This window comes from Rhizobium laguerreae (assembly GCF_002008165.1).
Lineage (GTDB): Bacteria > Pseudomonadota > Alphaproteobacteria > Rhizobiales > Rhizobiaceae > Rhizobium > Rhizobium laguerreae.
In genome coordinates, this window is record NZ_MRDM01000030.1 from 378,027 (window position 1) to 399,952 (window position 21,926).

The 21,926-nt window shown below is 59.7% G+C and carries 20 protein-coding genes; 6 read left to right on the forward strand and 14 right to left on the reverse strand.

The window, feature by feature from the left end:
* Positions 1-142 precede the first annotated feature (142 nt).
* Complete coding sequence (locus BS630_RS31735; protein WP_077980604.1) at positions 143-1,717, reverse strand: ABC transporter substrate-binding protein; 1,575 nt, start codon at positions 1,715-1,717, stop codon at positions 143-145.
* Positions 1,718-1,910: 193 nt separating this feature from the next.
* Between BS630_RS31735 and BS630_RS31740 the strand changes: the two genes are divergently transcribed.
* Positions 1,911-2,675, forward strand: coding sequence for an IclR family transcriptional regulator (locus tag BS630_RS31740; protein WP_077980605.1), 765 nt, complete (start codon positions 1,911-1,913; stop codon positions 2,673-2,675).
* A gap of 47 nt (positions 2,676-2,722) precedes the next feature.
* Here BS630_RS31740 and BS630_RS31745 read toward each other — a convergent pair whose 3' ends face one another.
* The 9 genes from BS630_RS31745 to BS630_RS31785 form a co-directional block, all read right to left on the reverse strand.
* On the reverse strand, positions 2,723-3,658 hold the full coding sequence (locus BS630_RS31745) for a dihydrodipicolinate synthase family protein (RefSeq protein WP_077980606.1): 936 nt from the start codon (positions 3,656-3,658) through the stop codon (positions 2,723-2,725).
* 26 nt (positions 3,659-3,684) lie between these two features.
* Positions 3,685-4,638 (reverse strand): ABC transporter ATP-binding protein, encoded by a 954-nt coding sequence (locus tag BS630_RS31750; RefSeq protein WP_077980607.1) that lies wholly within the window; start codon positions 4,636-4,638, stop codon positions 3,685-3,687.
* Positions 4,639-5,655: an ABC transporter ATP-binding protein gene (locus BS630_RS31755; RefSeq protein WP_077980608.1), complete on the reverse strand. Its 1,017-nt coding sequence runs from the start codon at positions 5,653-5,655 to the stop codon at positions 4,639-4,641. It abuts the gene before it with no gap.
* 8 nt (positions 5,656-5,663) lie between these two features.
* Positions 5,664-6,581 carry a dihydrodipicolinate synthase family protein gene (locus BS630_RS31760; protein ID WP_077980609.1) on the reverse strand — a complete coding sequence of 306 codons (918 nt, stop codon included), beginning with the start codon at positions 6,579-6,581 and terminating at the stop codon, positions 5,664-5,666.
* Between the two features lie 18 nt (positions 6,582-6,599).
* Positions 6,600-7,478 (reverse strand): ABC transporter permease, encoded by an 879-nt coding sequence (locus BS630_RS31765; protein WP_003550548.1) that lies wholly within the window; start codon positions 7,476-7,478, stop codon positions 6,600-6,602.
* Between the two features lie 2 nt (positions 7,479-7,480).
* Positions 7,481-8,440, reverse strand: coding sequence for an ABC transporter permease (locus BS630_RS31770; RefSeq protein WP_077980610.1), 960 nt, complete (start codon positions 8,438-8,440; stop codon positions 7,481-7,483).
* Positions 8,441-8,511: 71 nt separating this feature from the next.
* The gene (locus BS630_RS31775) at positions 8,512-10,110 is read right to left on the reverse strand and encodes an ABC transporter substrate-binding protein (protein ID WP_077980611.1); all 1,599 of its coding nucleotides are present in this window, start codon (positions 10,108-10,110) and stop codon (positions 8,512-8,514) included.
* Positions 10,094-10,837 carry a FadR/GntR family transcriptional regulator gene (locus BS630_RS31780; RefSeq protein ID WP_077980612.1) on the reverse strand — a complete coding sequence of 248 codons (744 nt, stop codon included), beginning with the start codon at positions 10,835-10,837 and terminating at the stop codon, positions 10,094-10,096. Before BS630_RS31780 ends, BS630_RS31775 begins: the two co-directional genes overlap by 17 nt.
* A 175-nt stretch (positions 10,838-11,012) precedes the next feature.
* On the reverse strand, positions 11,013-12,299 hold the full coding sequence (locus BS630_RS31785; protein ID WP_077980613.1) for a GGDEF domain-containing protein: 1,287 nt from the start codon (positions 12,297-12,299) through the stop codon (positions 11,013-11,015).
* Positions 12,300-12,947: 648 nt separating this feature from the next.
* On the opposite strand from BS630_RS31785, the gene BS630_RS31790 reads away from it, so the two are divergent.
* The 4 genes from BS630_RS31790 (at position 12,948) to fhuF (ending at position 16,888) form a co-directional block, all read left to right on the forward strand.
* Positions 12,948-13,202, forward strand: coding sequence for a FitA-like ribbon-helix-helix domain-containing protein (locus tag BS630_RS31790; protein WP_065282799.1), 255 nt, complete (start codon positions 12,948-12,950; stop codon positions 13,200-13,202).
* Positions 13,199-13,624: a type II toxin-antitoxin system VapC family toxin gene (locus BS630_RS31795; protein ID WP_077980614.1), complete on the forward strand. Its 426-nt coding sequence runs from the start codon at positions 13,199-13,201 to the stop codon at positions 13,622-13,624. The genes BS630_RS31790 and BS630_RS31795 overlap by 4 nt, the downstream gene beginning before the upstream one ends.
* 299 nt (positions 13,625-13,923) lie before the next feature.
* A complete protein-coding gene (locus BS630_RS31800; RefSeq protein ID WP_077980615.1) occupies positions 13,924-16,095 on the forward strand; it encodes a TonB-dependent siderophore receptor in 2,172 nt (723 codons plus the stop codon).
* Positions 16,096-16,099: 4 nt separating this feature from the next.
* Complete coding sequence (gene fhuF / locus BS630_RS31805; protein WP_077980616.1) at positions 16,100-16,888, forward strand: siderophore-iron reductase FhuF; 789 nt, start codon at positions 16,100-16,102, stop codon at positions 16,886-16,888.
* Between the two features lie 81 nt (positions 16,889-16,969).
* Here fhuF and BS630_RS31810 read toward each other — a convergent pair whose 3' ends face one another.
* Positions 16,970-17,461, reverse strand: a complete 492-nt coding sequence (locus tag BS630_RS31810) for a GNAT family N-acetyltransferase (RefSeq protein WP_077980617.1) — start codon at positions 17,459-17,461, stop codon at positions 16,970-16,972.
* A gap of 163 nt (positions 17,462-17,624) precedes the next feature.
* On the opposite strand from BS630_RS31810, the gene BS630_RS31815 reads away from it, so the two are divergent.
* Positions 17,625-18,284, forward strand: coding sequence for a sigma-70 family RNA polymerase sigma factor (locus tag BS630_RS31815; RefSeq protein WP_077980618.1), 660 nt, complete (start codon positions 17,625-17,627; stop codon positions 18,282-18,284).
* Here the strand turns inward: BS630_RS31815 and BS630_RS31820 are convergent.
* Genes BS630_RS31820 through BS630_RS31830 form a run of 3 tightly spaced genes read right to left on the reverse strand, consistent with a single transcriptional unit; the run spans position 18,175 to position 21,780 of the window.
* Positions 18,175-19,362: a PLP-dependent transferase gene (locus BS630_RS31820; protein WP_077980619.1), complete on the reverse strand. Its 1,188-nt coding sequence runs from the start codon at positions 19,360-19,362 to the stop codon at positions 18,175-18,177. The two genes, BS630_RS31815 and BS630_RS31820, sit on opposite strands and share 110 nt — an antisense overlap.
* A 10-nt stretch (positions 19,363-19,372) precedes the next feature.
* Entirely contained in the window at positions 19,373-20,794 is a 1,422-nt protein-coding gene (locus BS630_RS31825; protein WP_077980754.1) for an MATE family efflux transporter, read from the reverse strand.
* Positions 20,791-21,780, reverse strand: coding sequence for a GNAT family N-acetyltransferase (locus tag BS630_RS31830; protein WP_077980620.1), 990 nt, complete (start codon positions 21,778-21,780; stop codon positions 20,791-20,793). The genes BS630_RS31825 and BS630_RS31830 overlap by 4 nt, the downstream gene beginning before the upstream one ends.
* Between the last annotated feature and the right edge of the window lie 146 nt (positions 21,781-21,926).

Consider the following 21,926-nt stretch of genomic DNA (forward strand, 5'->3'; position numbering starts at 1 on the left):
GTCTCCTGGGAGATGAAGAAAGGGTGGCCTCGGGGCGGCCCCATGCTGCTGTTTTAAACCGCGCCGCATCGATTGGATCGATGCGACGCACTTCAAATCTTTATTTGTCCCAAAACCGCTGCACGCTTTTGGACGAGATGCATCAGTCCGCCGGCTTCACGTCGTAAGCGAGCGTATATTTGTCGCCGCGCGGGGTGTAGGACACGGTCTTCTTTGCGCCCAGCACGACGTTTTCGTAATGCATTGGGAGGAGCCAGAGGTTGTTGAAGGTCTCTGTCGACAGCTCCTTGAGAAGGGGCGCGCGTGCAGCTTCATCGAGTGTCGAACTCGCCTTGGCCAGCACCTCGTCGATCTTCGGATCGGACACGCCGCCGCCGTTATATCTGCCGGTCCCCTTTTTCTCGTCGCGCGTGGCGACGAGTGCAACAGTCGGATTGGTGGTTTCGCCGGTGTTCACACCCCAGGAGCCGAAATAGGTGCTGTAGGTGCCCTTTGAATAGGCTTCCGAATACATCGACCAGGGCAGGACCTCGACTTTCGATTTGATGCCGATGCGCGTGAACATCTGGCCGACCGCCTGCAGAACTTCGGCATCCTTGACGTAACGGCCAGAGGGGCCATGCAGGGTCAGGCTGAAGCCATCCGGATAACCGGCCTCAGCCAGAAGCGCCTTGGCTGCAGCAGGATCATAGCCCACCTTCTCGACTTTTTCGGAATAGCCCGCATAGCCTTGGACGACGAATTGGTCGGCCACCGTGCCATTCTTCTGCATGACGCGGTCGACGATTGCCGGCCGGTTGATCGACATCAGCATTGCGCGACGCACCCGTTCATCCTTGAGCGGGTTCTTGTCGAGATCGGAACCATCCGCAGCCTTCACGAAAGGTGAAACATCGCGGCTGACATCGAGCCCAAGATAGACGAAGCGGGAAGATAGGCCGTTGATGACTTGCAGATTATCGCTCGCTTCGACGCGTGCCATTCCATCGGCAGGAAGAGTTTCGACAATGTCGATCTCGTTGGAAAGAAGCGATGCCAGACGGGCGCCGTCATCGGGCAGGAAGCGCAGCGTGACGTTCGACCAGTGCGAGGGGCCAGCGAAATAGCCGTCATTGCGCTTCAAGGTCAGGTTGCTGCCTGGCGAATAGGAGACGAAGGAATAGGCCCCGGTTCCGATTGCACATTTGCCGTTGTCGAAATCCTGGACCGGCGCCTCCTTGCAATCGGCGCTGATAATGCGAATTCGGCTGACGGAATTCAGCAGGATCGGATCCGGAACCTTCGTCTCGACGACGATGGTATAGGGATCCGTGGCCGTGACATTGACAATATTGCGGGTGTAGGAAGCAAAGCTCTGGCTGGGCTTGTCGCGGGCACGCAGAAGCGAAGCGATGACGTCATCGGCGTTGAACTCGCTGCCGTCATGGAATTTCACGCCCTTCCGCAGCTTGAATTCCCAGTGGGTTGGGTCGACGACCTTCCATTCGGTGGCGAGCTCCGGAGCATTTGCCGAGGTTCCCGTGAGGTTTATGAGGCTGTCCCAGATATGGCGCGAGGTCGCATTGTTTGGCGCCGAACTGTCTTCATGGGGATCCAGCGTCGTCGGCGTCGTCGACATCCCGATCGTCAGCGGGGCTTCCTGTGCGACGACCATTGCAGGAATAGCAATCGTTCCGAGCAGCCCGATCGCTGCCCGCGTCAATGTTTTTGCGGCCATTCCATCCATCCCGGTTTAGCGTTTTTGGGCCGACCTTGCTTGGTCGGTGCGAGCAGGTTCCCGTCCGCTCTTGACACAAATTGGTAAGGGGGCCTCAAGGGGGCTGTCAAACGGAAAACAAGCGCGTTACGATAGGCGTAACTTGAAAGTATGCCAATCCTTCGACCTTAGTCGCGGAGAAACTTCTGGTCTTATGGACAAAAGACAACCATCAAAAAGCGATACCGTGCAATCTGTTGATGTCTGCATTGACGTATTGCTGAATGTCGCCAAAAACCCGGATATCAGACTGACTGAGGTGGCGCAGAACCTCGGGGAAACCAAGCCGAGAATTTTGCGCATGTTACGCACACTGGAACGGCGCGGCCTGGTGCGGAAGAGCGATACGGGCACTTATCGGCTGGGGACGACTGCGATCATTCTCGGGACCGCTGCCTCGACACAGGTTGATCTGGTGCGAATAGCCAATCCTATCCTTGAAGAAGTCGGCCAAAAGGCGAACGAAACGACCCAGCTCAGGATCATCGACAATGGGGAATCCCTGTGCATTGCAAAGTTCGAACCGATGCGCGACTTGCGGGTGCAGGCGATGATCGGTCGAAGACGGCCGCTCACGGCCGGCTCGTACAAGGTGCTTCTCGCCTATCTCCACCCCCAGGTGCAGTTACAAATGATCCCGGAGACTTTGCCGCGGCTGACCAAGCGCACGATCACGGATCGTGGCAAGCTGGTTGCTGAATTGGATAAAATCCGCCGCCAGGGATTTTGTGTGAGTTATGGTGAAGTCAGCGAGCAACTCGTCTCCGTCTCAGTGCCGGTTCTGGCATTCGACGGGTCCGTGATCGCCGCGGTGAATGTCGGCGCCCCGGCCTTCCGCACACAAAAAAGCGACGTCGACCGCTTCATCGTTCTGCTGAAGGAGGCCTCCAGCAAGATATCCGCCCGGCTGGGATGGTAGAAGTTTTCGTTGCGCGCCATGCGGAAAGGCCCCTTCTTTAGGCAAACTCAGGGGAAAAGATCGGGGAGTTCGGCGCGTGCGATGCGTCGCAATCTGACCGCTTCTGCCATGTCTATCGAGCGATAGGGAAACCGCAAGCGGGTGCTTACGGGTCCCCAATTGCCGATCGCACTCAAAAGTTTGTCGAGAGCGGCGTTCGAATAGCCAAATTCCTGGCGAAAGGGGACGATATGCGCGTCCATAAACGTGCAGATGCGTCGCTCCAAATCGAGTGCGGCGTCTATATCGTTTCGCATCGAGACCGTCCAGGTCTGAGCACCGCGGGGACTAAGGCAGGCCACGTTGGAAAAAGAGCCTGCTGCCACACCTTCCTTGGTGCCGGTTGCGAGATGATGGCCGGGGACGAAGAGCGACAGCCCGGACAGATACAGGCGCGCCTCGACATACCAGGAAGCGTCGCCATCGGCGAGCTTGATGCCGATCACCTCAGACACCGCCGCGCAGACCATGCCGAGGTCCTTTGGCGCCAGCACCCGTTTTGCATGCGGCGGATTGTAGAGGATGAGCGGAATGCCGTCGGCAGCCTCGGCCGCTCGTTTGAGGAAGTCGACCGCTTCGGCATCGTTGAGCGGCCACCAGTCGGGCAATATGACCTGAATGGCGCGGGGATCGAGCACGGCGGCGCGGCGGACGCGATTGAGCATGATCAGCGGGTCGGGCTGGCAGGCGCCGATGACGAATGGCGTTGAAGATGCCTTGCAGCGTTCGGCCAGCATTGCCTGGATGCTGTCAAACTCCGCCTCCGTCTGATTGTGGAATTCGCCGGCAGTGCCGTTCGAATAGATACCATCGACGCCGGCATCGATGAGGATGTCGATCTCTTCACCAAGCTTGTCGAATTCGATGCTGTCATCGGCTGCGATCGGCAGAAGCAGGCTCGCCCAATTTCCGCCGATGGCGGGACGCGGCGTCTTCGCATTCATCTCTTGTTTCTCCGATGGATGACGGATCAGTTGAGGTCGTCGCGGATGCAGGCCTTGAAGTGGCCGGGAGCGATTTCCCGCAGTTGCGGAACGGCGCCCGCGCAGGCTTCAAGCGCGCTCGGACAACGCGTGCGAAAAACACATCCGCTCGGCGGATTGGCCGGGCTTGGAATATCGCCTTTCAGGATCTGCCTGTTACGGCGGGCATCCGGATCAGGCGACGGAATCGCCGAGAGAAGCGCGCGTGTATAGGGATGCTGCGGTCTCGCATAGAGATCAACACTCGGCGCGATTTCCATGATGCGGCCGAGATAAAGCACGATCACCCGGTCGCAGATATATTCGACAACTGCAAGGTCATGCGAGATGAACAGCATGGTCAGGCCAAGCTGCTGCTGCAGATCGCGCAGCAGGTTGATCACTTGCGCCTGGATCGACACGTCGAGCGCCGAGACCGGCTCGTCGGCGACGATGAATTCTGGCGATAATGTCAACGCACGGGCAATGCCGATGCGCTGGCGCTGGCCACCGGAAAATTCATGGGCATATCGATTGATCGCATCGGCGGGCAGGTCGACCTGGGTCAAGGCCGACTGCGCCCGTTCGAGCCTGTCACGGGCGGTGCCGATCCCCTGGATCTTCAGGCCTTCCGTCAGGATCTCGCCGATCGTCATACGCGGCGACAGGCTAGCGAAGGGGTCCTGGAAAATATACTGCATGCGCGGCCGTTGCCTTCTGAGCGCGGAGGCGGAAAGTGCCGTGAGTTCTGTGCCGTCGAAACGGACGCTGCCTGACGACGGCTCGACCAGGCGAAGGACAGAGCGCCCGATCGTGGTCTTTCCGCTGCCGGATTCGCCGACAAGCCCGACGACTTCACCCTTGCCGATGTCGAAGGAGATACCCTCAAGAATGTTCAGCCGCGTGCCGCGGGAAGTATAATGTTTCGAAAGGTCGCGGACGGAGAGCAGCGGTGCACTCATCTAGATCTCCTGCCATCTGATGCAGCGGCTGCGATGCTGCGGATTGACCTGTTCGAGTGCGGGAACGGCAGCGCGACAGGCATCGATCGCGAACTTGCAGCGCGGGGAAAAGGCACAGCCGCTCGGCATGTTCATCAGGCTCGGAACCATGCCGGGAATGGCCGCAAGCTTTTCGCCGGCCAGCTTCATCCGCGCGGCATCGCCAAGGCGCGGCATGGAGGCGAGAAGGCCCATCGTGTAGGGGTGCTTGGGATTGCGGAAAACCTCGCCGACCGGCCCTTCTTCGACGATCCGGCCGGCATACATTACCGCGACGCGATGGGCGATTTCGGCGACCACGCCGAGATTGTGGGTGACAAAGAGCATGGCCATGCCGCGCTCGCGCTGCAGTTTGAGGAGCAGGTCGAGAATCTGCGCCTGGATCGTCACGTCGAGCGCCGTTGTCGGCTCGTCGGCGATCAGCAGCGCCGGATCGCAGGCGAGCGCCATGGCGATCGTGGCACGCTGCCGCATGCCGCCCGACAGTTCGTGCGGATATTGGCGGGCGCGGCGCTGGGCATCCGGTATGCCGACGCTTTCAAGCAACGCGACGGCTGCGTTCATCGCCGCCTTGCGGTCCGCTCCGCGATGGATGCGGATCGGCTCGGCGATCTGGTCGCCGATGGTGAAGACGGGATTGAGGCTCGACATCGGCTCCTGGAATATCATGCCGATGTCGTCGCCCCTGATCCTGCGCATGCTCTCGTCATCTAGGGAGACCAGATCTCTGACCACGCCGTCGCTGGTCGCAAGGCGGATGCTGCCTGCAGCGATCACGCCGATGTTGCGGGTGAGCAGCCGCATGACGGATAGGCTGGTGACCGACTTGCCGGAGCCGGATTCGCCGACCAGTGCAAGCGTCTCACCGGCGGCAACGGTCAGGTCGATATTGTTGACCGCCGTGATCTCGCCGCCGCGGATGCGGAAGACCGTTCGCAATCCCCTGATGTCGAGTACGGGTTCGGCGGTCTGTTCCATCAGCCGGCTCAGTTCAGCAGACCGGTTGCACGCAGGATCTCGTCGATCCGCGCCGTTTCGGCATCGTTGAGGGAGGCACGCGGCCGCGGCATGACGGCGGAATCAATGATGCCGAGGCTGCGCATCGCCGCCTTGAAGGCGCCGATGCCGGCTGCGCCGCCGCTGACGCGGCCCTGCGCGACCCAGACGATTTCGAACAGGCGGCAGAGACGCTCCTGTTCCTTCCTCGCGGCGACCCAATCACCGCGCTGGGCAGCATCCCAAAGGCGGACATAGCCGTGCGGATCGACATTGGCGATACCGGGAACGACGCCATGGGCGCCCATCAGCAGGGCAGTATCGACGACGATCTCGGAGCCGGTCATCAGGAAGACGTCCTTGTGTTCGGCAAGATCGAGGAGCGCGTAGCGGAAGTTGCCGTCGTCGCCGCTGGAATCCTTGAGGCCGATAATCGCGCCTTCCCTGGCGAGCGTGACCACGGTGTGGCGCTGCAGCTTGACGTGAACGCAGACGGGAATGTCGTAGGCGACCAGCGGAATGTCCACCGCGTCGCGGATATAACGGAAGTGGTCGAGGATCTCGGACTGGCTGGTGACCGTATAAAATGGGGCCGTCACCACAACCGCATCGGCGCCGGCGGCCTTTGCGACCTTCGCATGGGCGATGACGCGATCCGTGGTCGGGTCAATGACGCCGACGATCAGCGGCACCCGGCCATTCACCACCTTGGCCGAATGTTCGATGATTTCCCGCCGGGTCTTTTCGTCATGGAAGATCACCTCGCTCGTCGAGCCGAGCACGAATACGCCATGGCAACCGGCATCGATCAGATGCTCGAGCACGCGTGTATAGGATGGATAGTCGACGGTGAGATCGGGATTGAGCGGTGTTACGACAGGGGGGATGACACCCTTGAATTTGGTCATTTTCGATTCTTTCGATTGTCAGTTCAGTTCGGCACGCGGGTCGAAGGCATCTCTGAGGCCATCGCCAATGAAGTTGATTGCCAGGACGGCAAGGATGAGCGCGGCGCCGGGGAAGAGCCATTGCCACGGATATTGTTCGAGCACGGCGGTCGAGCGGGCCGCGTTCAGCATGTTGCCCCAGCTTGCCGCCGGCGGGGCGATGCCGAGACCGAGAAAGGACAGGCCCGCCTCGAGCAGAATGGCATTGGCGATCTGCAGCGTTGCATAGACCACGAGGATATCGATCGAGTTCGGCAGGCCGTGGCGAAAGAGCAGATGTCCGATGCCGGCGCCCATGCCGCGGGCGGCCATGACGAAGTCGCGTTCACGCAATTCCAGCAGCCGCGAACGGATCATGCGCGCCAGCAGCGGCCAGGAAAGCAGCGAGATGACGAGCACCGTCGGCCAAATGCCGGTACCGGCAATCGAGGCGAGCACAAGCAGGAAGATGACGGGCGGCAGGGTCATTACCAAATCGACGAAGCGCATCGAGACGGCGTCCGTCCATCGTCCTGCAAGCGCCGAGATTGCCCCGAAGAGAAACCCGATGACTGCCGAAAGCGCGGTCGATGCGACGGCGACCAGAAGCGAAATGCGGCCGCCTTCGAGCACGCGGGCGAAGACGTCGCGGCCGACGCCATCGGCTCCGAACCAGTGCGTTGCCGTCGGGCCGCTATTCATCGCCAGAAGATCGATGTCGTTCGGCCGGAAAGCCCACCATAGCGGATAGGAGAGGATCAGCAGCAGCATTGGAATGGCAATACAGACGCCGGCAACGGCTGCGCGGTTGAGCAGAAACCGACTGAAGGCGCGAGCCAATGGTCCGGGGCTCCGGCGTTCGGAAGAGCGTGCCAGCATGATCAGCCCACCTTGATGCGCGGGTCGACGACCGCATAGGTGATGTCGGTCAGAAGATTGACGACGATAACGCAAGCACCGATGACGAGCGTCGCGCCCATGATGACGGGGTAGTCGCGAGTCTGCACGGCATCGACAAGCAAGAGACCCATACCCGGCCAGTTGAAGACGCTCTCGATGAAGATGGCGCCGCCGATTGCAAGCCCGATGGTGGAGCCGATCAGCGTCACGATCGGAAGAAGCGCATTGCGCAAGGCATGCTTGGTGATGACCCAGAACTCGCGAACGCCCTTTGCGCGGGCCGTGCGCACGTAATCCTGGTTCAGGACTTCGAGCAGCGACGCGCGCATGTAACGCATGATCAATGCGGCTTGCGCGACAGACAGAAGTGCCGCCGGCAGGATCAGATGGTGGAGGAGATCACCGAGCGAGAATTCCTCGCCCGGCGTCAGCATGCCGCCGGATGGCATCCAGTGCAGGCGGACGGAGAAAATATAAAGCCCGATCAGCGCGCTGAGGAAGGCAGGGCTCGAAATGCCGGCAAGCGCAACCACCGACAAGGAGAGATCGGCAAGCGAATTGCGGCGGACGGCGCCGATCACCCCGAAGGTAATGCCGGCGACGATGGCGAAGGCAAGTGCGGTGCCCATCAAGAGCACTGTCGGGCCGATCCGTGACAGCACTAAACCCAGAACCGGCTGATCGAGACGCTTGATCGAATAGCCGAGATTGCCGGTCAGCGCCTGCTGCAACCAGCCCAGATACTGCACGGGCAAGGGCTGATCGAGCCCGAGGCTTCGGCGCAGATCGGCAAGATCTGACGGCGACATCGGCAGATTCGGATCGATATAGGCATCGATCGGATCGCCGGGTGTCAGGCGCAGCAGCAGGAAGATCAGCATGCTCAGGGCAACGAGCATGCCTATTCCTATGATCAGACGTCTGAGACTGTATTGGAGCATCGGCAATCCGTCTTATCGGGCCGTCTTGTGAGGGTGGCCGAGGCCACCCTCGAGGCTTTCCCGGCAAACGCCTATTCGGCAATCGACCATTTCTGCGGATTGGCTTGGTAGGGGCCGCCGCCCGGCGCCGGCGTCCAGACGAAATCCTTCACCTTGGTCGAGACGATGCCGTAGCGGTTTGCCACCCAGAGCGTCGCCCAGGGCAGGTTCGTGTTCATCGCCTTGCAGACGTCCTGGTAGGCGGCATCCCGCTTGGTGCTATCAGGCTCGGCCAAGGCACTATCGAGCGCCTTGGTGAGGTCAGGCATGCGAACCCTGGCGACATTCGGTCCGGCCGGAGGGATCTGCTTCTCGTTGAGGCCGACATTGATGCTTCCGGCATCCGGCCCGTTCTGCAGCCCGGCATAAACCAACTGGAACTGGGCAATATCCGGCGTCGCATTGAGCACGATGCTGTTATAGGTCGGCGCATCGACGGCGCGCGGGACGATGTTGATGCCGACCTGGGCAAGCATTGCCTGGACTGCGGCAAGCACGTTGGTCGCCAGCGGCGTAGTGTAATAGGTCAGAAGCGTGATCGGTTTGCTGCCGTTGATCTGGTCCCAACCGGCTTCCGTCAGCAATTGCTTGGCCTTCTCGGGATCGTAGGTATAGGTGTCGATGCCCTGAGGTATCAGCTGTTCGGCGACATAGGCGCAATTGGCAGGCTTGGCCGCGCCGCCATAGAGGCTCTGGATGATGGCATCGCGATTGATCGCGTACATCACCGCCTGGCGGACGCGCACGTCCTTCCAGAGCGGGGAATCGTGGTTGAAGCCGAGATAGTTGACGACGAAAGAGTTGCCTTCGATGACCTTAAAGTCCTTGTTGTCCTTGAAGGTCGGCACGTCGTTGGAATCGACATAGGTGAACTGGATTTCGCCGGATCTCAGCGCCGCGATCGCTGCGGCCGGGTTGGCGAAATAGCGATTGATGACGCGTTCCAGTGCGGGTTTGCCACCGCGGTAATCGGTATTTGCGGCAAGTTCGACATATTGATCCGAGACGTATTTGGTGAATTTGAACGGACCGGTGCCGATCGGGGCCGTGGACCACCACGCGTTCTTCGCCAGCTGGTCGGCCGGAATCGAGGAGAGGGCATGCTCGGGCAGCATCATCACCTTGGTCATCGTGTCGGGAAAACTGCTGCTGGGGGCGCTGAGCTTGATGACAACAGTGTGATCGTCCGGTGTCTCGACCGACGATATGCCCTTCAGCCGGGCAGCGAGCACCGAGCCGGTTTTCGCTTCCATCGCAAGGCCCATGGTGAACTTCGCGTCCTTGGCGGTGAACGGTTTGCCGTCATGCCATTTGGCGTCCGCCAGCTTGAACGTGTAGGTCATCTGGTCGGAGCTGACCTCGTAGGAGCTTGCCAGCGCGCCGACGACCTTCTGCAGCTTCTCGTCATAGGTGATCAGCGGTTCGTAGTAGACGCTGAGCCAGGTGAAGCCGGCGGTCGCGGCGAGCGGATTGAAGTTGCCCTGGAAGCCTCCGGGGCCGACATCGAAACCGCCCGACAGCGTGGCTGCCTGAGCCTCAGCTGCAACGCCCGAAACGACAAGAGCCGGAACGGCAGCCGTCGACAGCAGGGCGCCAAGCGCAATGACGGATAATCTAGACAGTCTTTTCATGTGTTCCTCCCACGTTTGAACTTGTCTTGTTGTTGGCAATCACCCGGGCAATGCCTTCGTAGTGACGATCCAGGCGTCTGCGCGCCTCCTCCAGATCTTTTGCCTCGATCGCATCGACGATCGCGGCATGGTCGCGCCACGTCGCCATCGGATCGGCATTTTCAAGGTTGACGAAATCCGACGCCTTATAGAAGGCGAGCCAGAAGACATCGATCAGCCGCACCAGCGTTTCATTGTCCTGGCAGCGAAACAGCAGTCGGTGGAACAACTGGTCGTCTTGCGCAAAGGTTTCGCCCCGCTCAGCATGGGCGCGCATCCGATTGACGGTGGCGCGCAGCTCGGCGATGTCCTCCTCGCCGATCACGTCGATCGTCTTGCCGATCAATCCCACTTCCAGCGTACGCCGGATTTCGAGGACCTCCTCGATCTGCCGCAGGGCGCCGCCGAGGCCATAAGCGAGGTTGTCGAGAAGCGGCTCGAAGGAAAAGGCCTTCACGAAGATGCCGACGCCGCGCCGCGTCTCCAGCACGCCGAGCGATTCCAACGCCTTTATGCCTTCCCTCAGCGAATTGCGGCTGACGCCGAGCTGGGTGGCGAGCTCTCCTTCCGCCGGAAGCAGGGTGCCGGGCGCAAGGCCATTGTCGCCGATATAGGCGCGCAGACTTTCCTGCACGGAGACATGCAACAGCGGCGCGCGCGTTAGCGGCTTCATCGATTTCAATGTCATGCCGGTCACTTTCCCGCATCGCCGATAAGATTGAAGTTACATATCGACTTGTAGGATATCTGTCAAATGGTCAGGTTTGGAGAGCTGCCGCCGAACCCGGCTGGCAGCCGTTTGAGGCGGGAGTTTTTGGGCACCGGAAGGACCACAAGAACGGCGCACTTTTGCCGGAATTACTTCATTGGAGGCTTTGATCGACCTCTGGAGAGTGGACCACCACGCGGTTGCGGCCGGTCTTTTTGGCAAGGTAGAGGGCCGCATCCGCTTGTCGCTGCATGTGCTCTGCTGACACGGGTTCACCGTTTTGCATCGATATCGCTAGTCCGATGCTGACAGTGACCCAGGGACCGACGCGGGAAGTAGGATTTGGAAGAGACGCAGCTTCTACTCGGCTGCGAATTCTCTCAGCGATCACCCCGGCCTCCTGTTGATCGGAGCCTGGGAGAAAGACGAGAAATTCTTCGCCTCCGTACCGGGCGACCTGGTCCCGCTCGTCTCTCATGCTGCTCTGAATGATGCCGGCAACTTTCACCAGGCAGCGGTCGCCTTCGGCATGTCCGAGATTATCGTTGAGATGCTTGAAGTCGTCGACATCGCACATCAGCATCGCCGCGCCGTTCGTTCTTTTGAGGTCTTCGTTCCAGAAATGATTTAGCGTTTCCATCATCGAACGCCGGTTGGCGACACCCGTCAACGGGTCGGTCCGCGCCAGCAATTCCAGCTGCGAGTTGGCGTCTGTAAGCTCCGCGAGGCGACTTCGATCTCGTAACTCGAGCAAGAAAGTCTTCTGAGCGAAGATGGTGGCGGTGCGGCGGGCAACGACGGTTGCAGCCACACCGCTTGCGAAAAACAGCGTCCCGGCCAGAGCACTTCCCGCTTCAATGTCTGGATTGCGCAGCTGAAACACAAGGTAGAGACCGAGGGCAGCAGCGCCGATCGCCATCGCCCAACTGAGTGGAATCGGAAATATGATAATAGCAGTGACGGCCACAAAAAGCATGATGGTCAAATGCCGCTCGTAAAACTCACCACCGCTGTTAACCCCAACCAAGGCTACCGACAGGAGGATGAGAAAAACGGCCGAGAGGAGGAAAACTCCCTGCACCCACAAAGCATGCGGCCGCAGGAAGGCTATCGCGGCGACAAGAGCCGCTGGGGGAAGGATAGACGCTGGCCAAAGCATCGACATGACGGTTTCGGTCGGAAGCAAGATCGCGTTGAGACCCAACGTCAGGACGTCGAGCACGATAACCCAAACCATCCACGCGCGGATGATCTTGGCAGTCCGCGGCCAGGAGCGTTCGCCAAAAAGCTGGGCCAGTTCCCCATTGAGGCGGATATCACGCGTGCGTCCACCGAGCAGGCGCTCGACTTGCTCTACAATGGCCGGGCTCAACCTCTGAAGAGGTTTCCGCGAAGACGCCCTTACCGGTTTGATAGGAGCTGTGGTTCGCTCGGTATCCATGTGTCGGATCTAGGGAGCAGACGACTGGAGGCAAGACGAGCCGCGAATTCCGCCCCAAAAGACGATATGCTTGCCCTAATGATTTTGTACCACGGGACAACAGTATGTCGTTACCGTATCATATTGGGTCAAAGTCTCGTTCGTGCCAGGCCGAACTCACGATTCAATTCTTTTCACGGCGATCACCTTTCAGTCGGTAGACCGACACGTGATTTGCCCTCCGTCAGAGCGGGATAGTAAGCGTTCGACTTGACGTCTGGTTTCCGAATGACGGCCGCTCACGCCGTGACCTGATTTCCAGCCAGCCCTCGTTGAGCAGGATCTTGACCGTCTGCACTGCGTTGTGGTGCATCTCGATGGCTGCTCCTTCCCATCGCTGACATCGGCATCTATGACAGGACAATACGGGCCTCTTGACCGGCGGCTGTAATGGGAGTGGCAGTTGCTCAACTGAGCGCGATAGGGTTTTGCGCAAATCCGGCGGACGACCTATCCGGCGAGCCACTTCAGCGGCAAATGGACGGTGGATGACGGCTGCAATTTGTCGCAGTTCCAAAAGCGCCATTCCAAACCACGCGAGGAGTTGCCAGGTGATATCGCACTCCATATATTGATAGCATAACCATCAGCCTTAAGGGAGTGCAATCGATGGCTGCAGTTACAATACGCAATTTGTCTGACGAGACACACCGTGCCTTAAGAGTGAGGGCAGCTCATCACGGCCGCAGTACAGAAGCAGAAATCCGTGACATCCTTGAAACAGCGGTACGGCCAGCTGAGCGCGTCATGTTGGGCTCGTTGCTAGCATCGATCGGCCGCGAGGCAGGACTTTCCAACAACGACGTGGATAATCTGCAGCTAGTCCGAGACAAAGCAGCTGCGGAACCTATGAGTTTCGAATGATCCTGATCGATACCAACGTCATCTCGGAGCCATGGAAGCCCACACCCGATTATCAGGTGCTGGCGTGGATCGATGCTCAAGCAGTGGAAACCCTGTTCGTTTCGGCGATTACAGTAGCTGAGTTGCGGTTCGGCATTGCCGCGATGCCTAGCGGAAGACGAAAGACCGTCCTCTACGATCGACTAGAACAGGAAGTTCTGCCTCTATTTTTAGGGCGCGTTCTATCCTTCGACATGGCTGCGTCACAGAGCTATTCGGAATTGATGGCGCGAGCACGCCTAGCAGGTCGGGCAATCGGTAAAGCAGATGCCTATATCGCCGCAACTGCCGCTGCGAACGGATTTATTGTCGCCACCCGCGACACTAGTCCCTTCGAAGCCGCAGGACTTAACGTTATCAACCCGTGGTACGCACCAACATAGCAGCGACAAAGCGTCAGATGATTGCGGAGCCGCAATCGCCAGCTCGACCCATCAAGAGCGGTAGGTTGACAGTCGTCTCGGTCCCCTGTTAGGCCCCTTCCTCGCACGACAGAACCGCCTGCGTTGGGCATTTCACCTAGCACAGAATGCTACGAGGCCTCGATGCTACGTGCAACCTTTTCGAGAATGTGGGCGCGGGAATCTATGGATTAAAAGGTGACTAAAATAATCATCTTATGTTGACAAGGCCAATTTCGCTCCATAGGTTCCGCCCGCATCCGTGACGTAGGGACCAAGCAATGGCTTATGTTTTTTTGAACGTTTCTAATAATCTACTAACAATTTACAGAGAGACGCTATTTGCCACGACAGCGATCCTCCTGATTGGCGTTGCGGTGCCGCCGGCCTTCGCCCAGACCGCTTCCGCAGATGCCAACGCGACTGCGCTGGAACCGATCGTCATTCAAGGTGCAGCCTCTGATAGCAAGACCGACCGGACGTCGGTGACAGCCAAAAACAGCGCCGGCGCAACCAAGATCAGCACGCCGCTCGTTGAGACGCCGCGTTCGATCTCGGTGACGACGGAGAAGGAAATCGAGCAACGCGGCGCGCAGACGGTCATCGAGGCCGTGCGCTATTCGGCCGGCGTGACGACAGGAACGAGCGGCTTCGATCCGCGCTTCGATCAGATCTACATTCGGGGCTACAACGCCACGACGGTCGGCGACTATCGTGACGGATTGCGCCAGCCCTATATCAATTACGGCACGTTCCGTACCGAACCCTATCAGTTGCAGCGGGTCGAAGTGATAAAGGGGCCGGTTTCCGTTCTTTACGGTTCTGGTTCGCCGGGCGGCCTCGTCAACAAGATATCGAAGCTTCCGACCGAGGAGCCGATCCGCGAAGTCGGCATTAGCTACGGCACCGAGGATCGGGTGCAGGGGATGTTCGATTTCGGCGGGCCGATAAGCGAAGACAACGAGGATTTTCTTTATCGCATCGTCGGCGTCGCCCGCCGCGGCGACACCAATTTCGATATTGCCGACGACCGCTATTTGCTAGCGCCGTCCTTTACCTGGAGGCCTGACGAGGGCACGTCCTTTACGGTTTATGGCCTGGCGCAGGCCGACGAGACCGACTCTAACGTCGGCGCGATCACGACCTCAGACGGGAGGATCCTCGACATTAGGGCGAGCGATCCCGACTATGACTACCAGAAGGTCAAGCAGCAGCAGGTCGGCTATCAGTTCGAGCATGAATTCGACAATGGCCTGACATTCCGGCAGAACCTGCGTTATTCGCATCTCGATCTCAGGGCTCGCTACCTCGGCGTTTCCAGCTGGACCGGGACCGTCGCGCATCGTGGCACAAATGCGATCCGGGACGAAATGAACGTTTTCCAGGTCGACAATCAGCTCGAGGCGAAGTTCGACACAGGCCCGCTTGCGCATACGATGCTGTTCGGGCTCGACTACACCAATCTCCAGTCGAGTTTTGGCTATGGCGCCGGAGCCGCCGATCCGGCATTCGACTTCGATATCGCCAATCCGACTTATGGAGTCTCGGGCGCCACGCCGGATTATAATGTCTTGGCTTCCGATGCCGACATGCGGCAGGTCGGCATTTACGTCATGGACCAAATCGAGGTCGGAAACTGGCGCTTCAACCTCGGCGGCCGGCAGACCTGGGTGAATCAGACGCGAGATGCGACCTTGCCCACGGTCAGCTCGGAGGAGGTCGACAAGAACGCCTTCTCTGTACAGGCCGGCGCCCTTTACCTCTTCGACAACGGCATCGCGCCATTCGTTTCCTACGCGACCTCCTTCGATCCGGTCACCAACCGATCGGCTACCAACACAATTCTTCCGCCGACGAAGGGCGAGCAATACGAAGTCGGCGTGAAGTACCAGCCTCCCGGCTCCGATATCCTGCTGTCGGCCGTCGCCTATCACATCGTCGAGCAGAATAAGCCGAGGCTCGCCGACCCATTGACATTTGCCTACGATTCTCAAGGAGAGGTGACCGGAAAGGGCATCGAGCTTGAAGCCCGCGCGGCGATCGCCGACGGTCTCGATATTATTGCGGCCTATACCTACAACGACTCCGAAGTGACCGGGGGCAACAACGTCGGAAATACTCCGGCCATCACCCCGACCCATATTGCAAGCCTTTGGGCGAACTACACGTTCCAGGAAAGCAACCCCTTCAACGGTCTGTCGGTTGGCGCCGGCGTCCGCTACATCGGTGAGACCTGGACGGATGTGGCCAATACCTCGAAGAATCCTGCGACTTTCTACGTCGATGCATCGGCCTCCTATGATTTCGGCGCTGTCGACAAGAAATACGAGGGCCTGACAGCCGCCTTCAACATCCGCAACATAGCCGATGAGCGCGAAACAGTTTGCGAAGAGGGCTTCTGCTATCTCGGCCAGGGCCGCAACATGACCGGCACCCTGAAGTATCGGTGGTAAATACATGGCGGCGGAGACGAATGGAGCGCTCCAGCCCGCGACGTTGATCGCTGAACACCCCGTCGCTCATCGGGCCGTCGACCTCGACGGTCTGGTGGGCGACGGCGCGTTCTCCTATTGCCGCGGCAAGCTGATCAGCACTCTCCCGCAGACGGGCATCGTTGTTTCCTGCAGGGATCTTTGTGACCCGGCGATCTTCGACGAGATCATTGGCCGATATGCGCAAAAATTCCCGGGCAGCGACCGTCGTGCGATCGTCTCCATGTGGACGCTCTATTATTTCAGCATGCTGACGATTGCTCCGAGCGTCCATATGTTCATGAACCGCATCGCGCTACCGTTGGAGGTCGATCGGCTTTCGCTCGTCTGCAACGAACAGACAGGCGAGCCGGAAGCATTCGTGATGTCAGGCAGGCCCGAGGTGACGAGTGACCCGGCCGGCGAGCTTCACCGGCTGATGCTCGGTCATGCCGAGCCCGTCATCGCGGCGATCGCCGTCAATGCCGGCGTTGCGCCGAAGCTTCTCTGGAACAATGTCGCGGCCTATCTCTCCTGGATTCTGAAAGAGATCGCTCATCGCCATGAGCCCGCCCTCGTCGAAGGCGGCCTGGCGCTGCTGGAAGAAGCTCAATGGCCGGGCGGCGGGCGCAACCCGATGTTCGGCATGATCCGCATTGCGCGCCAGCAATGCGGGCTCGAATTCGTGCGCCGGAAAGTCTGCTGCCTGCGCTATAACCTGCCGGGCGTCGGCGGCTGCGGCGAAGCCTGCCCGCTGCCGGAGGGGCGCCACTAGCTCCTAGGCCCACCGCGCGCAGAGACGGTGCCCTGCGCCCCAGTTATTGCCAATGCCCGCCAAGCAGAAAGTCTCGTCGTCTCAAAGCATAGCCTCACCTGCCTCGACGTCGGCGAGTGACTTGACCATGAACAGGCATGGATGGTCCTCGTGCCAGAGCTTTGCAAAGACCTCCGCCCGCACAAAGCCGTTCCGGTCATAGAAGCGCCGCGTCGCCTCGAACTGCGGTTCATCGAGGCCGCGCGGGGCGAGCGTCTTGACCGTCAGCAGCCGCGCACCCAATTCATGGCCGAAACGTTCGGCCGCATCGATGAGATGGCGTCCGGCGCCGCGACCGTGATGTTCCGGTCGGGTCGCAATCAGCGCGATCTCGACGGCGTCGGGCGGGTGCGGCTTCAAGGCGATCAACGCGGTCACGACATTCGCTTCGACATAGCCGAACACCGGCAGGTCTTCGATCGCGTGGGCGCTCGCTTCGATGACCTCAGGTTCTGAAAACCAGTCGGGTAAAGCCCCCATGATCGATCGGCAGAGCTCTGCCTTGCCGGTCAGGATCTCAATTGTTTTTCCCATTTTCTCTCGCCTCCGATCGGTCGATTTAAACTTGACTCCTGTTATCACCTTAAAATAGACACTGCAATCAAGTCGTGTACTTTCCTCGAAAAAGGATGGCTAAGACCGAACCAGCCAGCAACGACAGAGCCTGATTTTCCATTTGTAAAAAGGGTACAGGACAATGCACACATTGCATCGTGATGTGAACGGAAATGCCGTAGTCAATGCCATGATCGAAAACAAGGACAAGCTCCTTAAAACGATTGAAAGCGTTGTCAAATCAAGGTCATATTCCGAGGATATATTTCAAGATGGAGTCATCAAAGCCTATGGGGTCAAAACCGACGACATTCGTTGCCCGATCGGCTACGCCTTCCGGATGGTCTATAATCTCGCACTCGATGAGAGCCGCCGGCGACGCCAAAAGATGAACAACCATAGGTCGATAGACCAGATTCAGGAGATCACGGCTCCCGTCCCCACCGTGCTCGACCAGCTCGTCGCTGCCGAGACCCTGCGCAATGTGCTTGCCTCGCTCGAGGCGCTGCCGAAGCGAACCAACGATGCCTTCATTCGCCATCGCCTCAACGGCGTGCCGCAGAAGGATATTGCAGCCGAACTCGGCGTCTCAAGGACCCTCGTCAACTTCATGATCAAGGCGGCAGAGGAACATTGCCATCTGGCGATCGCCGAACCTGCTTCCCGCCCCGATCATGCGCGCCGGCAGGAGCCTACCGTTTCGCTGCGTGCAGCGCCTGCTGCAAATCGCTCCACAGCAGTTCCGGCTCTTCCAGGCCAACGGCGAAACGAACCGTCTGCTCGCTCACGCCGAACCGGATGAAGGAGGTCATCCGGTCGGGGATCTGCAGCGCGACCTTGGCGGGGACCACCAGCGTTTCTGGTCCCCCCCAGCTAACACCGAGACGGATGTCGCGAAGGCTATTCACAAAACGTGCGACATCGATATCGGGATGGAGGTCGAAGGCAAACAGCCCGGCATAACCCGTCAACGTCGCCCGCCCGGGGTGCTCCTGAAACGCCGGGTGACGAACGCGTCCGATCGCAGAATGCTCCTTCAACCGCCCGGCCAGCAAAAGCCCGCTGCGCTCATGCTCCTTGAGACGGACACGCAGCGTGCGCATGCCGCGCAGCAGCAGCCAGGCCTCGAACGGTGACAGTTTGGCACCGACATAGGGGTAGGATGTGGCATTGATCCTGGCGATGGCCTCTTTCGAGCCGACGACGACGCCGGCGACCGTATCGCTGTGACCGCCGAGATATTTCGAGGCGGCGTGAATGACGATATCGACGCCATGCTGGATCGGTTTCTGAAAGAGCGGCGTTGCCCAGGAATTGTCGATGATGGTGGTGACGCCGGCCTCCTTTGCCATGGCCGACAGCGCCGCAATGTCCTGGAGTTCGAAGACGAAGGACGTGGGGTTTTCGAGGTAGAGCAGCTTGGCGCCCTGCAGCGCCTTGCGGACCTCGTCATGGTCGGCGGGATCGACGAAATCCACCGCGACACCGAGCCTGGCAAGCAGCTTCACCAGAAGGCGGTAGACATCGTTGTAGAGATGGCGGACCGCAACGACCCGGTCGCCTGCCTCAACAAGGCTGAGAATTGTCGATGTAATGGCAGCCGTTCCGCTGGAGAAGGCACGCCCATCCTCGGCGCCCTCGAGGCGGGCAACCAGGAGTTCGAATTCGCGGACCGTCGGATTGTCGCCGCGCGAATAGATGTAGTTGCGCGTGCGGCCGGCGAAAACATCCTCCATCGCCTCATAACTGTCGTAGGTGAAGAGCGACGTTTGGAAGATCGGCGGAGACACGGCGTTGAATGCCGCCGGATCGATAGGCGTAAAGAGATCGTCAGCGGCCGCATGGGCGCCAAGGTCGTGCGGATTGATCGACTGGTTCATGGTCATCCTCTCATGGACAAAAGCTGGGATATGGACGGATGGCGGTCAGATGGTCGGCAGAGCGCTGCCGGAGCGCGCTGAGCGTCCTCGCCAGGCAGACGGCGGACAACAGGCCGGTCAGGACAGAGGCCAGGAACATTGCCGCCAGCAAGCCTGAAAAGCCGACGAACGGCGGCAGAAGAGCAAGCAGCGGAAAGAGAAGATAGCCGTTCTGCGCCAGACCGATGGCAACCGCCGCTTTTGGTCTGCCCTGGGCCTGGAAGAGGATCAGCACCGTTTGCCGCAGGCCGAACAGCAGAAGCGGAAGATGGGTCGCGATGATCGCTTGCCCTGCGATCCCGATCACCACCGCATCGTCGGTGAAGAACGAGGCAAGTCCTTCGGAGAAAACGAGCGCGGCCAATCCATAGGCGCCACTCATGGCAGTTGTGACCACTGTGAGGATGCGGGCTGCCGACAGCATCCGCGCGGTATCGCCTCGACCCCAGGCAAAGCTCAGGATCGACTGTGCTCCGAGTGAGATGCCGATGACGGGGAGGGTTCCCCCCGCCAGCAGCCGCAAGGCAATTCCGACGCCGGCAATGCCGGCTTCTCCGTTATAGGTGCCGGCGAGCGATACCATTGCCGCAATCGCGCCTGCGGTTGCGAGACTGGTCAGCGTCGTCGGCGCGCCCACAGCAAGCACCGGTTTGAGATAGCCGATTTCTCCCAACCGCCAGCCAAACGTCAGCCGGACCGTCCCAAGCCGCCTGGTGTGGTAGGCGCCGTAGATGCAAAGCGCGACCAGTTGGGACAGGATGGTTGCGATTGCAACGCCCTGCAGGCCGAGGCCGAAGCCGAAGATCATGATCGGGTCGAGGATCATGTTCAGCGCAAAGCAGGCGACCAGCGTCCACATGCTGAAGCGGGCATTGCCCTCTGCGATCGCCAGGAAATCGAGAATGATCTGCGCCATCGTCAGCGGCACCGAGATCGCAATGATCATCAGATAATGCTGCGCGAGCGGCTGAAGGGCAGGCGTGGCGCCGAACAGCAAAAAATCTGGAAATGCGACGATTGCGATGGCACTTGCCGCGCCGAAAACGACGCCGGCAGCAAGACTGATCGAGGCAATGGCGCCGGCCCGGGATCGGTTGCCGGCGCCGAGCGTGCGTCCGACCTCCGTTGCAACACCGACGCCGATCCCCTCGCCGAAGGCGGCTATGAGCATGAGGATCGGCAGGACGATCATGATCGCCGCGATCTGGTCGTCACCGATCATCCCGACGAAGATCATGTTGATCGTATGATGGGCGGCGTTGATCGACAGGCCGAACATGGCCGGCAGTCCAAGCCGAAGCAGCAGCCTGAAAAGCTCAGGACTGGCAAGGTCTTCCGGTGCGAGACGCTGCCGTCTCCGGAAGCTGCCGCTGACGTCGCTCATATCGTTCATGATGCAGGCACCCAAAGACGATCGCCGAAGAAACGCTCGCGGCCGAGCATCACCAGGAGCGCTCGCTTGTGCGGAAAATCGAAATGTTTGACCTTGGCAAAACCGGAACGATCGAGGTTGCGGATCTGCTGTTCGTGACTGGCGCGCGGCTCGCCGACAATGCGTTTCGTGCGCGGATCGTCGAGGAAGATGAAATGCATCAGCGAGGGAAGCCATGCGCTGATCCATTTCTTGCCGCGATAGCCGGGCTCGCCGATCGCGACATGCCATCCACGATCATAGTCGTCGGCATCGTAAAAGGGACCGAGACGATCCTCCTTCGCCCAGTAAACTTCGAAATAGCCGAAGGGGATGTCCGCGAAACTGCCGATCAGCGGCAGGACATGCGGATCTGCGATCCTTTCTTCCAGGATCTCCCGGTGCTTGTCGATCGAACCCGCATCCTCCCAGATAGTGTTGACCTTTTCGTCGTTCATCCAGCGATGAAATGCAGCAAGATCGGTCTCGGGATCGGCCACAGTGAAGGCGATATCCCGTTCCAGCCACGGAATGAAACGCCTGTAGATCGTGCCCTTGGGCTTTGCAGGCCGGCGCGGATGATACCGGCCCGCGGTCATCTCCTGCACGGGCGGCAGCGGATAGGACAGCTGCGGCAACCATAGCGAGGGCCATTGCCATAGGATCGCCGAATCGAGCCTTCCGTCCGGGGCCGCAATGTGCGGCGAAAGGCTGGCCTGATGCCCTTCGAAAACGACTGACGTGATCGAGCGATCTTCTGCCGTCAACGCTTCGGCGGCTGCCATCAGAAGCTCTGCCGATTGCACCGGATCTCCATGGTAGAAGGTCACCGACGCGATGCCGGCCTCGACCTCGAATGCGGCTTCGTGGTGGCCGTAAGCGGTCTTGAGATGGATGAGATTGGGGGCGAGACTGACGTAGCTGCGCGACTGCAGAGCGCGCCTTTGTTTGACGGCGTCGAAATCCATGATGTTCTCCATGGCCGGTCGAGGACCGATCGGGCTTTTGGCGCTGCGAGCATGAAGCGTGCTCTCGCGCCGATTTAGTAGAATGACGATCCATCTCCCCCTGGGTTTAGGGGTAAGCGAAGAAAAAAATTCTCATCAATTTTCTA

Coding starts and splice junctions, on each gene's coding strand:
- BS630_RS31810 (WP_077980617.1), bottom strand. CDS start 17,461: ATGGGAAAAACAATTGAGATCCTGACCGGCAAGGCAGAGCTCTGCCGA.
- BS630_RS31780 (WP_077980612.1), bottom strand. CDS start 10,837: ATGACATTGAAATCGATGAAGCCGCTAACGCGCGCGCCGCTGTTGCAT.
- fhuF (WP_077980616.1), top strand. CDS start 16,100: ATGGCGGCGGAGACGAATGGAGCGCTCCAGCCCGCGACGTTGATCGCT.
- BS630_RS31735 (WP_077980604.1), bottom strand. CDS start 1,717: ATGGCCGCAAAAACATTGACGCGGGCAGCGATCGGGCTGCTCGGAACG.
- BS630_RS31770 (WP_077980610.1), bottom strand. CDS start 8,440: ATGCTCCAATACAGTCTCAGACGTCTGATCATAGGAATAGGCATGCTC.
- BS630_RS31795 (WP_077980614.1), top strand. CDS start 13,199: ATGATCCTGATCGATACCAACGTCATCTCGGAGCCATGGAAGCCCACA.
- BS630_RS31765 (WP_003550548.1), bottom strand. CDS start 7,478: ATGCTGGCACGCTCTTCCGAACGCCGGAGCCCCGGACCATTGGCTCGC.
- BS630_RS31740 (WP_077980605.1), top strand. CDS start 1,911: ATGGACAAAAGACAACCATCAAAAAGCGATACCGTGCAATCTGTTGAT.
- BS630_RS31755 (WP_077980608.1), bottom strand. CDS start 5,655: ATGGAACAGACCGCCGAACCCGTACTCGACATCAGGGGATTGCGAACG.
- BS630_RS31825 (WP_077980754.1), bottom strand. CDS start 20,794: ATGAACGATATGAGCGACGTCAGCGGCAGCTTCCGGAGACGGCAGCGT.
- BS630_RS31745 (WP_077980606.1), bottom strand. CDS start 3,658: ATGAATGCGAAGACGCCGCGTCCCGCCATCGGCGGAAATTGGGCGAGC.
- BS630_RS31800 (WP_077980615.1), top strand. CDS start 13,924: ATGGCTTATGTTTTTTTGAACGTTTCTAATAATCTACTAACAATTTAC.
- BS630_RS31790 (WP_065282799.1), top strand. CDS start 12,948: ATGGCTGCAGTTACAATACGCAATTTGTCTGACGAGACACACCGTGCC.
- BS630_RS31760 (WP_077980609.1), bottom strand. CDS start 6,581: ATGACCAAATTCAAGGGTGTCATCCCCCCTGTCGTAACACCGCTCAAT.
- BS630_RS31785 (WP_077980613.1), bottom strand. CDS start 12,299: ATGGATACCGAGCGAACCACAGCTCCTATCAAACCGGTAAGGGCGTCT.
- BS630_RS31750 (WP_077980607.1), bottom strand. CDS start 4,638: ATGAGTGCACCGCTGCTCTCCGTCCGCGACCTTTCGAAACATTATACT.
- BS630_RS31775 (WP_077980611.1), bottom strand. CDS start 10,110: ATGAAAAGACTGTCTAGATTATCCGTCATTGCGCTTGGCGCCCTGCTG.
- BS630_RS31820 (WP_077980619.1), bottom strand. CDS start 19,362: ATGAACCAGTCGATCAATCCGCACGACCTTGGCGCCCATGCGGCCGCT.
- BS630_RS31815 (WP_077980618.1), top strand. CDS start 17,625: ATGCACACATTGCATCGTGATGTGAACGGAAATGCCGTAGTCAATGCC.
- BS630_RS31830 (WP_077980620.1), bottom strand. CDS start 21,780: ATGGATTTCGACGCCGTCAAACAAAGGCGCGCTCTGCAGTCGCGCAGC.